Source organism: Bartonella rattimassiliensis 15908, from assembly GCF_000278215.1.
Taxonomy (GTDB): domain Bacteria; phylum Pseudomonadota; class Alphaproteobacteria; order Rhizobiales; family Rhizobiaceae; genus Bartonella; species Bartonella rattimassiliensis.
In genome coordinates this window covers 63480-77935 of record NZ_JH725066.1, presented here as the reverse complement: position 1 = coordinate 77935, position 14456 = coordinate 63480, and the positions used below count along the sequence as shown (strand labels likewise).

At 34.3% G+C, this 14456-nt stretch carries 7 protein-coding genes and 1 pseudogene; 7 read left to right on the top strand and 1 reads right to left on the bottom strand.

Going from position 1 to position 14456, the window contains the following annotated elements:
• Positions 1–768: 768 nt before the first annotated feature.
• Positions 769–937, bottom strand: a pseudogene (locus MCY_RS10020) (integrase); the annotation flags it as partial.
• 1806 nt (positions 938–2743) lie between these two features.
• On the opposite strand from MCY_RS10020, the gene MCY_RS05045 reads away from it, so the two are divergent.
• The 7 genes from MCY_RS05045 (at position 2744) to MCY_RS05010 (ending at position 14129) form a co-directional block, all read left to right on the top strand.
• The gene (locus MCY_RS05045) at positions 2744–3460 is read left to right on the top strand and encodes a sulfate transporter family protein (protein WP_007347294.1); all 717 of its coding nucleotides are present in this window, start codon (positions 2744–2746) and stop codon (positions 3458–3460) included.
• Positions 3461–4184: 724 nt separating this feature from the next.
• The gene (accD, locus tag MCY_RS05040; protein WP_007347293.1) at positions 4185–5105 is read left to right on the top strand and encodes an acetyl-CoA carboxylase, carboxyltransferase subunit beta; all 921 of its coding nucleotides are present in this window, start codon (positions 4185–4187) and stop codon (positions 5103–5105) included.
• Positions 5106–5109: 4 nt separating this feature from the next.
• Positions 5110–6429: a bifunctional folylpolyglutamate synthase/dihydrofolate synthase gene (locus tag MCY_RS05035; protein ID WP_007347292.1), complete on the top strand. Its 1320-nt coding sequence runs from the start codon at positions 5110–5112 to the stop codon at positions 6427–6429.
• A 43-nt stretch (positions 6430–6472) separates the two neighbouring features.
• Entirely contained in the window at positions 6473–7471 is a 999-nt protein-coding gene (locus MCY_RS05030; RefSeq protein WP_007347291.1) for a complex I NDUFA9 subunit family protein, read from the top strand.
• Between the two features lie 2199 nt (positions 7472–9670).
• Positions 9671–11068, top strand: a complete 1398-nt coding sequence (gene ahcY / locus MCY_RS05020; RefSeq protein ID WP_007347290.1) for an adenosylhomocysteinase — start codon at positions 9671–9673, stop codon at positions 11066–11068.
• Positions 11069–11102: 34 nt separating this feature from the next.
• Entirely contained in the window at positions 11103–13568 is a 2466-nt protein-coding gene (locus MCY_RS05015) for a sensor histidine kinase (RefSeq protein ID WP_007347289.1), read from the top strand.
• A gap of 51 nt (positions 13569–13619) precedes the next feature.
• Positions 13620–14129, top strand: a complete 510-nt coding sequence (locus MCY_RS05010) for a bifunctional alanine racemase/tRNA (adenosine(37)-N6)-threonylcarbamoyltransferase complex ATPase subunit type 1 TsaE (protein ID WP_007347288.1) — start codon at positions 13620–13622, stop codon at positions 14127–14129.
• Positions 14130–14456 lie beyond the last annotated feature (327 nt).

Here is a 14456-nt window from a genome sequence, read left to right as displayed (position 1 = left end):
CTTTCTTAAATTTATTTTTATCCCCATATTGGTTTTATTTGTGATATGCAAAGTAAATGGTTTTGATTATTTCATAACAAGGAAAATATATTGATTTATAATGATAATTAATCGTTTTACATGTTGAATAAGAGACCCACCCGAATATCATAAGATTTTCCCATTACAATTCCTCTCATATTGAATCAATTAAAACACATTCTTGTGACGTCAAAATGGGGATAGTGTGGAGAGTAGAACACGACAAAAAAGTGTAAAAATGCCTCTTATGAACGCTCTTAAATGCCAAAATCTATCGCAATCCCCAAAGATATTGCAATACTCAAGAGTTAACAAAGTGTGTGATGGTATAGACTCGCTTTTTTATTAAGCGTAAAGATAGCGGTGCTTTATAAATTTTATATTATTTATAAAGTATTACCTTATTCATGAGAGCTTTACTGTATACCTATCACGGGGACCATTGCGTTACGAACATCATTGCATCACGAGCACTGTTGTGAAATGGGTGTGGAAAGGTTGAGACATGTCTCTTTAAAAAATTACACGAATGCGCAGCACGAATCTATTTTCTTTAGGGCGTTCTGTTTTACATGACGGACATATATCTCATGCAAAAACGTCAGAAATAAAAGCATGACGCAATATACGCCATCTCTACTCTTGAAAAGACATTCCTATAGAAACTTTTGAAAATCATGCAACCGAATTAAAAGAGGATAATAAAAATAGAAAACAATTTTAACTGTTGCATCTTTAAATTCATCCTAAGGCATCCAAGCCCATTTCACGCCTGCGCCCATGAATGGTATAACAGTAAATCCATTGAGCACTACTATCTTTACATTTGTGAAGAAGTAAGCTGGCACAATTATTATATTTGCCATCCCCCAATGCTGCCGACATTCCTTGCATTAAGACGGTTCATAAGAGCCATTTTTAATCCTTTCATATACAAATTTGATCTACATACACATCCCGCTTGTGGTGTGCAAGTGAGTAGTTTTGATTGATTCAAGGTAAGCAGGTTTAAAATAAGAGAATCTTACATTATTCGAGACTCTCATTCAATATGAACAACGCTAGACTATCTATATAAATCAATATTTTGCCTAAATTAGTCTGCATCCCCGTTTTAGAGATTACGCAAACAGAAATATGCAATACTCTTGCTCTTATTTGGCATATAAAAACTGATACAGCCCATAAAATACTAAACCATCTCAATCTTTGTTTCAAACATGTAGCCACCGCCTTGGGATTGAATATTGTTTTATAGGAAACAATTAAAAAAGCACAGGCTTTCTTAGGCAATTAACGTCATAGAATATAAAATATGCCAGCAATGAATTGGAAAGATATACTGAACTTTTATCAAACACTGAATAAAACGATAACTATAACACATCTGGCTTTACGCTTACTTATCCTTATGAGAGAATACATATACCCTTTGCGTCATATTCATAAAAATTAGATTGATGGGAATATATGGACCACCTTTGGCTCGAAAATATGACAACATTTATTGAAATGCTCTCATTCACTTTATGTGAAAATAATATATTATGATTATAATATCTAAACGCCATATCGAAGCATATCTCACAACGATGCTTGTAAAAAGTATAAATAAAACTCGTTGGACCACTGTCTGTAAATTTATGCACTCCACACTTTATATTCTCTTCCTCAGTGATAAGTATTAAAGATTATAAATATGTATGTGCCCTCCCTTCAACCTATCCAAACTACAGAAACCAGAATTTTATTAATGATGCCCTTACACTGCGACGATTTTTGAAGAGTTTTTATCCCTTTATTAAAAGTTTTTATTCATACATTGATCCTGCCCATATTATGCAAATAAATAACTATTTTGATTTTGGAGATAAAGATTTAAGAGAACATTTCTATATTTGGGATTCTCATTCAAATTAAAAATGATAAACTCCCTTCATAAATTAATAGTGTTATTATCTAAAAATTATTCGATACAATACATCATTTGCATGAAAAAACCACTGACATGAAAAGTGCTTCGATAAATGCTTACTTTATTATACTTATAACTTTTAAAATTATTACACTTTCTTAAAATTAAAAATCTCATCATTTTTAATTATCAGTGATATCTCCCTCTCTTTTCTTTTACTCAAAAAACTGCTCTCCCATAGAAGATGAACAGTAAATTATTGAAACTTCTTTCTTTATTGCTATATCATACGAGTAACCCTGTTGCCTAAAACAAGAATATCTACAGAACTAATACGTTATCCTTATTCCATTAACCTCAATATTGTTTTGCATAGAAGTGAGAGTCAAAGGCATGCCAAAACATGGTAAAAAATTACAGCACATGAGAGATTGTACAAAATAAGTAAGGAAATAGATAAACGAAATTAGTCAGCTCTAATGGCTAAATGGAGGAAAAGCTTTCCTCCCAGATAGCTTCTGTTATCTTAAGTTTTCACACATATCATATAAACTAAACGCAATACCCTAAACCGTGTACAAAAATATTTAAAAGCTTGTTTAAAATAACTGATTTTTAAAGTCTTCTTAGTTTTTTTAACTCAAAATTTCTATTTATTCAAACCTTATTTTAAATGAAGAAGTTTTAGTCGTTTTTTTATAATGTTATTGAAAATAGATCTTATACTTCAATAAAGAAAAAATCATATAATCCATTCTTTAAATATATTTCTTGTTTTTTTTACTTCTTTCCTTAATTTATTAAGCTATGATTTTTACTGCTGCCTATCGTGCTTTACAACGTCTTCTAACTGCGCAATACAGAATGATGATCCTAAAAGTATTGGGAGTTACTTTTTTCGTGCTCGCCATTTTATGGTTATGTGTGCACCAACTTTTTGTGTCTTACTTTTGGCCCTGGATTGCTCAGTTTTTTCCTGGACTCCCTAGTTGGACAGGCTGGTTGGGATTTAGCATGCTTATCATCTTTAATCTTGGTTTGGCTCTTTTGTTGGCTTTTTTTATTGCACCAATCACAGCCATGATTGGTGGTTTTTTCATTGACTCTGCCGCTGAAATCATTGAAAAAGAGGATTATCCAAATAAACCTATTGGACAAGCTATACCATTTGGGCGTTCTCTTATTATTTCCTTTAAATTTGTTATGTTAAGTCTTCTTGGTAATGGAATTGCTTTTATTTTATTCTTTATACCAGGTATCAATTTGATTGCTTTTTATATTATTAATGGCTATTTGCTTGGCCATGAATATTTCTTATTTGCTGCTTACCGTTTTCGAACAGAGCAAGATGCACGTGCTTTTTTACGTAAGCATTACACAACAGTTTTTGGCGCAGGGTTATTGATCGCGGTTTTTGTTTCGATTCCTATCCTTAATTTAACCACACCACTTTTTGCAGCCGCCTTTATGACACATTTACACAAAATGCTTTCCTCAAAAACTATAGCACGCATCACACAATAATAATGCTCCTTAATTTTAAACCTAACAAAACCCGCCGGTCAAAGAAAGCATAATGGGATTGGTTTATACCTTCTATTTCAGTAAAAATAGAAAGCATAAAGGATTTTATACCATTCATGGAAAATGGATTTATACGTTTCATAAGCACAGTTATTAAGACAACGTTGGAAATATTGAGACTATTAAATCTAATAACGTGTGAATACGCAATAAAAATAATATTTTATTTTAGACATTTTATTTTATGTGAAAAGCCCGCGCTTAAAAAAATATTGTTCTGGTATTGGTGTTTCAATAACATAACATTATCATATCCATTATCTTTAATGGATGGGGGTAGTCTTTTTAAAATTTTATATTACAAGGTTTATTTGTTTAAAAATTGTTGATATTAGTGATTAATTGAATGTTCATTTTCATTAAAAGAAAATAAGACATTTGTTAATGGGTGCAAGGAGTGAATTTTAACACCAAAGCCAAAGAATAAAAACAGTTAAATTCCTAAAACTGCTAAGAAACTTGTTATGGAGAATACTATTTATATATATGATTGTTAGACATTAGAAACATTAAAAAACAATAGAGTTACAGTTGTACGTATACTAATAAAAGTATTAAATAGACTTGTTTGTTTAGCCAGCAAAACAAATGTAACCGCTTAAGTTCTATACTCTTTGCAAATTATGCAAGAAATGTGTAATATTCTTAAAGGAAGGCTATAAAGATGAACTGGATTACAAATTATGTCCGTCCTAAAATTAATTCTATATTGGGACGTCGTGAAATTCCAGAAAATCTGTGGATTAAAGACCCTACAAGTGGTGAAATGGTCTTCCATAAAGATCTGGAAGCTAATCAATTTGTTGCTCCCAATTCTGGTTATCATATGCGTATCAGTGCTAAAAATCGTCTCATGCATTTTTTTGATGATGGCCTTTATACTCCTCTTGAAAATCCAAAAGTTGTAACAGATCCTTTAAGATTTCGCGATGAAAAACGTTACATTGACCGATTAAAAGAATACCGTTCTAAGCTCGGTGTTGAAGATAATATTTTAAGTGCACGCGGCACGATTGAGGGATTACCAATTATTGCAACCGTTCAAGATTTCGCCTTTATGGGAGGATCACTCGGTATGGCCTCAGGAGAAGCTATTATCAAAGCTTTTGATACTGCTATTGCCGAAAGATGCCCTTTGGTTCTTTTTACAGCTTCTGGTGGTGCACGCATGCAGGAAGGAACGCTCTCATTAATGCAAATGCCCCGTACAACAGTAGCAATTGAAATGTTGAAAGAAGCAAAACTTCCCTATATTGTTGTGCTGACGAATCCGACCACTGGTGGTGTTACTGCTTCTTACGCTATGCTTGGCGATATTCACATTGCTGAACCTGGCGCTATGATTGGTTTTGCTGGTCCACGTGTGATTCAACAAACGATACGCGAAACTTTACCCGAAGGTTTTCAAAGTAGTGAATACCTTCTTGAACATGGTATGATTGATATGGTTGTATCACGTTTAGAAATGAAAACAACTGTTGCACGTCTTTTACGCTTAATGATGAAACGCCCTGCTGTTGTTAATCCTTCCGATCCATCCCCTACAGATTCTCAAAAATCGCTTTCTACAACAAAAGCAGCTTAAATTCATGCAACAAAGCCAGGTACAAAAGGCAGTAGATGGTTTACTGAAAAACTATCCGAAAAAATTTGATCTTTCTTTAAAGCGTATCGTTCACCTTCTAAAACGTCTTGGGAATCCACATTTAAAACTTGCACCTGTTATTCACATCGCTGGAACAAATGGAAAAGGATCTGCCTCAGCAATTTGCCGTGCTCTTTTGGAAAGTGCAGGCTATCGCGTTCATGTCTATAGCTCACCTCATCTCGTAAACTGGAATGAACGCTGTCGGTTAGGTCAAAAAGGAAGTGGTAAACTTGTCACAGAAAGCCAATTGGCAGAAACAATCTGTGAAATTATAAAAGTAAACCGTCAAGAGCCAATTACTATTTTTGAAATTTTTACAGCTGCTGCTTTTATGCTGTTTAATATATATCCAGCTGATGTTATCATTTTAGAAGTTGGATTGGGAGGACGTCTTGATGCCACCAATGTAATTAAAAAACCAGCTGTATCACTTATTATGCCCATTGATTATGATCATGAACTCTTTCTTGGAAGCACAATTGCCCAAATCGCTTTTGAAAAAGGGGGGATTATCAAATCAAACGTTCCAGTGGTCATCGGAAAGCAAAATTACCAAGAAACTCTTGCTACTTTAATACCCCTTGCCGATAAAAATAAAGCATCTTACTCTCTATTTGATCAAGATTATCAAAGCTATAAAGAACATGGACGTATGGTTTTTCAAAACAATCAAGGTCTCATGGATCTTTCACTTCCTAATCTTACCGGAGATCACCAAATTGCCAATGCTGGTGCATCTCTTGAAGCAGTTTATCAAGCGGGATTTAAACTTTCAGAACAAACAATAAATGACGCTTTGAAAAATATTTATTGGCCCGCACGAATGCAACATCTTACGCAAGGGTATTTAGTTGATCAACTGTCTCCCAATATTGATTTATGGCTCGATGGTGGTCACAATCCTGCTGCTGGAAAAGTTATTGCGGCAGAACTTACACAATGGAGAAAAAAAACAGATCGTCCCATTATTATGATTGCTGGCATGCTCAATACAAAAGATGCTGTCGGTTATTTTCGTCCTTTAGCTAACCTTATCGATAAAATATATACGATACCGCTGATTGACAATAATGCCAGTATCTCTCCAATAGATTTAGCTGAATCGGCTCAAAAAGCAGGAATCGTTGCGACCCCGCAAGCTCACCTACAAGATGCCTTGCATAAGATTAAAGCGGAATATAAAAAGGCTATTGTCCTTATTGGTGGCTCTCTTTATCTGGCGGGTGATATTTTGCGTGACAATAAAACACCACCGTGCTAGAAATTAGTTATTTTTAAATCTTTTAAAAATAAACTTTTTAATCATGCAACTTGATTATACACTTTATCAACATCCTAAACTCATTACTGTTTTTGGCGGCACTGGTTTTGTAGGACGATATGTCGTTGAAACTTTAACTAAGCGGGGGTATCGCGTTCGCGTCGCTGTTCGTTGTCCACAAAAAGCTTATTACATGCTCCAAATAGGAGATGTAGGACAAACCCAAATGCTTAAAACGGATATCAAGCATCGTGCATCTGTTGCACGCGCATTGCTTGGAGCTGATGCTGCAGTGTTTTTACCGGGTAGTTTAAAACAAGCAAATCAATCGAATTTTAAAAATACACAAATTGATGGTGCTTACAATGTTGCTGAATTAACAGCAGAAGCTGGTCTGCCACTCATTTATATGTCAACTCTTGTGGCTAATGAGAATGCTTCATGTCTTTATGCACGTGTTAAGTTTATGGGTGAACAAATTATTCATAACAAGCATCCTCAAGCACTTATTATACGTCCATCCGTTATCTTTGGACCAGAGGATTGTTTCTTTAACACCTTAGCAGATTTGTCACGCTTTTTACCAATTATGCCTCTTTTTGGAAGTGGAAAAAGTAGATTACAACCCGTGTATGTTGGTGACGTTGCCGAATTTATCACGCGTGCTTTAGATGGGCAGATTGCTTGGGGGAAAAATTATGATCTTGGAGGACCCCAGATTATCACCTTCCAAAATGCTCTTGAAAATATACTAAAAATCATTCATCGTAAAAAAACAATTCTATCCATACCTCTTTCTGTCGGTCTATTGATTGGAGGGATTTTTGAAACGATTGGTAAATTGCCTTTTATACCAACACTCGTGACAACTAATCAGATACGTTTCTTACAAGTGGATAATATTGTTTCTCAAGAAGCTATAGAAAATGGATATACTTTAGAAGGGGTGGGTATTACTCCTAGAGCAATGGCTGCTTTCTTGCCAAGTTATCTCTGGAGATTTCGTCCACATGGTCAATTTTCGCAAAACTTACTTGTCTAAAACAAATGCCTTTAGAACTTAGTTAATTATTTGCTTGGTGATTAATAGCTTGTTGTTAGCTGCTTTAAATTAAAGTGTTAAATTTAAATAGAGTGATGTTTTTGCTTTTTAAATGCTCTATTCAGTACCACAAAAAATGCTCTCTCGTACATTTATAGTGTTTTGACAAAACCATTAAAAACAGGAAAAAAGCGTTTATTATAAACTGTTTTTATATAAAAGCAGATGCAACATTGAAATCAAAAAGAACCAGTCCTGGATTGCCTTTCATAAATCTAAAAATGATCATCTATGATTCTGCATTATATTATTTTGTTAAAAAGCTTAATAATGATATTCGAGAAAAGTAACAATGTCTTTTTCAATAATCGCATGAATGAGTAGAATAAAAGATACTATTCTTGATATTATCTCATTAAAAAATCGATATAAAAACTGTGACGTAATGCATAATTTTTATTATTTAAAAGGTATTTCTTGAGAGATTTTTAAAAATTGTAAAGATCGATGAAAAAGATAGATTTTTGTTTTTACCTTTATGCCTGCATATTTTTTAACTTAGCTTGTGTTTAACTTCAAAAATTACTTAAAAGATATAAGTGATATTTATCTGCCCTACTCTGACATATAAAAAGTTGGAGTTATTTATAAGCAACAAATTGATTTTAAATATAATTTATCATTTTTCATGTTGAATTTCTCCCAAATATCATTAGTTTTTCTTATTCCAAACTTCTTTTACGTTGAATCAATTAAAATTACTTTCTTGCATATCATTAAGTGGGAGACTCATATAGGTGAAAATATGATAAAAAAGTGTAAAAATGCTTCTAATGAATCATCTCAAGAGCCAAAGGCTGTCTCCCCCCCTCCAAAATTGTTGTAACATCTAAGAGCTGAAAAATTGTGTGATGGGATCAGCTTGCTCTTTATATTAAGCGTAAAGATGGCGATGCTTTATAGATTTTATATTATTTATGAAGTTTTATCTTATTCATGGGGGCTTTATCGTACACCTTTCATGGTAGCCATTGCGTTACGATTACCGTTAATCATGAGAAGCGTTACGAAATAAGCTTGAAAGGTCTCTTAAAAAAAGTACACGAATGTGTAGCACAAATATATTTTGTTTATGGCGTTTTGTTCTGCATAAGAGACATGGATCCCATAAAAGAACGCAAGAAACAAAAGCGTAAAGCAGTGCATCAATCTTCATTATTTAAAAGACTTTACTCTAGAAACTTTTGAAAATCGTAAAACCAAATTAAAGAAGGATGGTAAAAATGAAAACTAGCTTTAACCTTTGCATTTTTATATTTCCCCTAAATTAAGCTGCATTCTTGTTTCAGAGATTACGCAAACAAAGATATGCAATACTCTTGTTTCTATTTGGCATATAAAAACTGATACAGCCCGTAAAGCACTAAACCATCTCAATCTTTGTTTCAAACATATAGCTGCCTTGGAATTAGATATTGGTTAGTAAGTAACAAAAAAGTATGCGTTTTCTTAGGAAATCAACGTCATAAAATATAAAACATACCGGCAATGGATTGGAAAGATATATTGAACTTTTATCAGCCACTGAATAAAATGATAACTATAAAACATCTGGCTTTGCATTTACTTATCTTTACAGAGGACTATATATTTTTTGCGTCATATTCATAAAGATCACATTAAGGGTAATATATAAACATTTCTTGGCTAGAGAATATTAAAACTGGAAAGTTCATGAAGAAGCGGTCACATGATAACATTATAGATTTTGACGTACCTTTATTATCAAAAAAACACAAGTTATTAAAAAACTCCATTATATCCTTACAAAGTAATTATTTTTTTCTCGCCAATTATGAGGCCCTTTAAAGGAAAATTCATAAATGTTTATATGAAAAAATTCAACTTGAAGTATATTTTTATAAATTTTGCTCTTATTGTCGCTATTGATTAGCATTTCATACATTTTGAAAACTGAAAATTTTTTGATATGTTTTGTTTATATAACCACACTTATCATGAAGTTTTTTTTACCCTGTCGGTATCATCATTACTCAAGTCCATAAATGTATATTTTTTGCACAAATTTATGGAGATTTTAAAAAGACTTTTTCACATAAAGAAGTCCTGCTTCTTGTCTTGCATTTTTTTTAAATTTCTCCTACCGTCTTGGAAAAATTGATTTTAAAGGAATAAAAAATGACAGCTCAAGATTTTGTTGTCAAAGATATTGCACTTGCCTCTTATGGTCGTAAAGAGCTTGAAATTGCTGAAACTGAAATGCCTGGTTTGATGGCTTGTCGCAAAGAGTTTTCCTCCAGTCAACCTTTACGCGGGGCGCGTATTTCAGGCTCATTGCACATGACAATTCAAACAGCCGTTTTAATTGAAACATTAAAAGAAATTGGCGCAGATATACGATGGAGCTCTAGTAATATTTTTTCTACGCAAGATCATGCAGCAGCAGCTATTGCCGCAACTGGTATTCCTATATTCGCTGTTAAGGGTGAAACATTGGAAGAATATTGGACTTATATAGATGCAATTTTTCAATGGCCTGATGGTAATCCTTCCAATATGATCCTAGATGATGGTGCTGATGCCACAAACTATATTTTGATGGGAAGTCGTGCAGAACAAAATAAAAATATCCTCTCGTATCCCAAAACAGAAGAAGAAGAATGTTTTTTCAAACAAATCCAAAAGCGTATGGATGCAGCGCCAGGTTTTTTTACACGACAGCGCGCAGCCATCAAAGGTGTAAGCGAAGAAACCACAACAGGTGTAAACCGTCTTTATCAATTACAAAAAGAAGGGCTTTTGTCTTTTCCTGCTATTAATGTCAATGATAGCGTTACTAAATCAAAGTTTGATAATAAATACGGATGTAAAGAATCATTGATCGACGGAATTCGACGTGCAACAGATGTAATGATTGCTGGTAAAACAGCCATTGTCTGTGGTTATGGTGATGTAGGAAAAGGCTCAGCCGCATCTCTTTCAGGTGCTGGAGCTCGTGTTAAAATAACAGAAATCGACCCTATTTGCGCTCTTCAAGCGGCTATGGATGGCTATGAAGTTGTTAATTTGGATGATGCTGCCTCCAGTGCTGATATTATTATCACAACAACAGGCAATAAAGATGTTGTCCGTTTAGACCATATGCGACAAGTAAAGGATATGTGTATTCTTGGAAATATTGGTCATTTTGATAACGAAATCCAAGTTGCAGCTCTTAGAAATTTGCCGTGGACAAATATTAAGCCACAAGTTGATATGATCACCTTTCCTGATGGAAAACGCATCATTTTGCTCTCTGAAGGCCGTTTATTAAACCTCGGTAATGCAACGGGGCATCCTTCTTTTGTCATGTCAGCCTCGTTTACCAATCAAGTTTTAGCGCAAATTGAACTCTTTACCCGTGCAGAACACTATACAAATAAAGTTACTACTTTGCCTAAATATCTTGATGAAAAAGTTGCACGTCTCCATCTTGATCGGTTAGGAATAAAATTAACTGTTTTATCAGAAGAACAAGCCGCTTATATTGGAGTTACACCACAAGGACCTTATAAACCAAGCCATTACCGTTACTAAATGTTTCCTTGGATTTTAAAAAGGGAAAAATTTCGTGCTCAGCTTTGGTGACCATACCCCCAAAGAAAAAGCTCAAAAAATGATTCGAATCTATACATCTGTATTTTGCCTTTTTTTCTTTTTTTCTCCGACATGTACTGTTGCTCAGTCATTGGAAAGTTATTTACCATTCTCTTTCACCTTGCTAAATGGTCCATGGCTACTTTTAGCACTGTGTGGAGGAATTTCTTGCGCTTCACTTCTTACGTGTATGATTGTTATCATGCACGCAAAAAAAACTGCACAGAAATCTTTGAAGGTAATTCAAGCAAATTTTTCTGAAAAATTAAAATATTATGAATGGATTTTTAAAGAAACCGAGCAGTTGCTTCTTATTTGGGAAAATCCAACAACTTTACCCCATGTCGTTGGTGCCCTTTCCGCATTGCAAAAAATAGGTATTGATCAGAAAGATTTTCAGCGCTTTGAGCTCTGGGTTGAAGAAAATTCTCTACGAGAACTTGATTATGCATTGGCTCAACTACGTTGTAAGTGTCACCCTTTCGAATTTTTTATCACCACTATAAATAACGTGTTGCTACAAGTGACGGGGGTTATTGTTGGAACAGTCGCCATTGCTCGGTTTCAGGATATCTCCAAACAACAAAGTGAAAATGCTCGCTTACAGAAAGATATCACCCACCTTATTACTGAACTCAGAATGCAGCGCAATCTTCTTGATCTTATTCCAGAACCCGTATGGATAAAAGATTGTGAAGGAAAAATTTGTTTTGTCAATCGTGCTTTTAGAGAGATGACAAACTTTCGTGAAGGCAATGAGGAAGTGGAAGATCTTTTCAATGAAAACACACAACGCAAAACAGATGAAATAGAAACAGTTTTTCAAGAACATGTTCACACAGTTATTGATGGAGAACGACACCGTTTTTACCTCACACGTATTACAACAACCGAAGGGATGGCAGCCTTTGCACGTGATGATAGCGCATATGAAAATCTTGCTCATGAATTAAGATATGTTCTTCAAAGTCATTGTGAAACACTTGATCAAATTTCAACAGCTGTAGCCATCTTTGATAAAAATCAAAAATTAAAATTTTGCAATCATGCTTTTAAAATTTTATGGCCCTTGGAGAGTTCCTTTTTAGAAAGTGAACCAAGCCATACATTGTTTCTTGAACGTTTACGTGAAAAAGGGCTCATTGCTGAACACCCTGATTGGCGTGCTTGGAAAGAAGAACTTTTTAAAGCCTATCGGCAAACAGAATCGAACCAACAAATTTGGAATCTTCCAGATGGGCGTACGGTGCGTGTTGTATCGAACCCTCATCCACAAGGAGGGGTCACGTGGCTTTATGAAAACCTTACAGAAAAAATTGATCTTGAGCGCCGTTATAATACACTGATTAAAATACAAGGTGAAACACTTGATAAACTTTCTGAAGGCGTGGTTGTTTTTGGCACTGATGGACGCCTTCGTTTATCGAATCCTGCCTTGTCGAAACTGTGGTCGCTTCCTTATAATTTACTGGTAGAAGGAACCCATATTACACAATTACAAAACCATTGTTCCGCCTTAACCTTGGGACAAGAATGGAATAAATTCACCAAATTTATTACCGGTTTTGCTGAAAAACGCGAAACATTTTCGGGTCGTATAGATCTTAAAAATGATATGATTATTGACTACACTCTGGTTCCTCTTCCTGATGGACAAACGATGCTTACTTTTGTGAATGTTACCGATACTGTCCATGTTGCACGTGCTCTTCAAGAAAGAAATGAAGCATTAGAAAGTGCTGATCGTTTACGTAATGAATTTGTTCAACATGTTTCCTATGAATTGCGTACACCTCTCACTAATATCATTGGATTTTCCGATATTTTACGTGATCAAATTTTCGGCTCTATCAACGAACGTCAACAAGAATATCTTGAGCATATTCATTCAGAATCAGGAACTCTTTTAAATATTGTTAACGATATTCTTGATCTTGCCACCCTTGATGCAGGCATTATGGAGTTGGACATAAAATCTGTTAATATTGCTGATGCGATGATACAAGCAGTAGCACGTGTAGAAGATCGCCTTAATGGACGTCATATTACGCTTTTACAACAAATTTCTCCGTCTTTAAGCTCTATTTCTGCTGATGAAAAACGTTTACATCAAATTTTTGTGAATGTCCTGAGCAATGCCATTAACTTTGCAACAGAGGCAAGTACTATTGAGTTTTGCGTCGATGAACAAGACGATAACATTGTCTTTAGCGTTCACAATGAGGGTTTTGATATCCCTGAAGACATCCTTGATCGTATTTTTAAACGCTTTTCTTCCCATTCACACCATGGTGGACGTGCAGGAGCGGGGCTTGGTCTTTCACTTGTAAAAAGTTTCGTTGAACTACATGGTGGACATGTTGAAATTCTTACCGGTTCTGGAAAAGGAACAACAGTGAAATGTTTTTTTCCACTCCCCAAAGGAGATAAAATTTTTTAACTATACCCTCTATTATAACAAAAATTTTTTATTCATTTCATGGAACTCTTAATGAATTTTAGTTTTTTTCTTGAAAATGAAGAAGCAACAAAGCTTTTTGCACGAAATTTAGCCCTTTCTTTAAAGCCAGGGGATCTTGTAACACTGCAAGGAGATCTTGGAACTGGAAAATCAACCATTGCACGTACAATCATCCAAACACTTGCTGATGATAACACAATAGATGTCCCAAGCCCTACTTTTACTCTTGTACAAAGCTATCAACTTCCACAGTTTGAAATTATTCATGCTGATCTTTATCGTCTTTCTATAGCAGAAGAAATTGATGAATTAGGACTTTATGAAGCAAAAGAGAAAAGTATTTTACTTGTTGAATGGCCAGAAAGAAGCGCTGATTTTTTAGAGCTTGCTACTTTTGCACTCACCTTAAAATATGAGGTACATGGGCGTCACATAACACTTAGATCAGCACAACATTCCATTGAACGTTTGCAACAATCTTTTGCAATTCACGCATTTAAAAAAACAAAAGCGAATCATGGACATAATTATTTTAGTTAGTGATATCTCAGTATGTACCTATGAAATTTGAAATAATAAATAACATCAAGAAGTGCCTTATGGATGCACCAACAATGAAAATAAAACATGAACGTTTTTATAGAACAACAGCATATAAGAATGGCTTAACTTATAAAGGACATCAATAAATTTGGAAAAATTAATCAATTTATTTTAGAAAATCTGGATACCGGCAATTTTGATTTTACCCCTCATATTTTTGTGAAAGATTTCGAAAAAAGTCTTTTGATTTTAGAATAGTGTAAAGAAATTTTAAATTAAAGTAGTAACTCTTTAGTATATGACCTGTAGAGAATTGTTTGCTTC

Bases quoted from the DNA above. Each gene is read 5' to 3' on its own strand.
- MCY_RS05010 (WP_007347288.1), top strand. From the start codon at position 13,620: ATGAATTTTAGTTTTTTTCTTGAAAATGAAGAAGCAACAAAGCTTTTT.
- MCY_RS05030 (WP_007347291.1), top strand. From the start codon at position 6,473: ATGCAACTTGATTATACACTTTATCAACATCCTAAACTCATTACTGTT.
- accD (WP_007347293.1), top strand. From the start codon at position 4,185: ATGAACTGGATTACAAATTATGTCCGTCCTAAAATTAATTCTATATTG.
- ahcY (WP_007347290.1), top strand. From the start codon at position 9,671: ATGACAGCTCAAGATTTTGTTGTCAAAGATATTGCACTTGCCTCTTAT.
- MCY_RS05035 (WP_007347292.1), top strand. From the start codon at position 5,110: ATGCAACAAAGCCAGGTACAAAAGGCAGTAGATGGTTTACTGAAAAAC.
- MCY_RS05045 (WP_007347294.1), top strand. From the start codon at position 2,744: ATGATTTTTACTGCTGCCTATCGTGCTTTACAACGTCTTCTAACTGCG.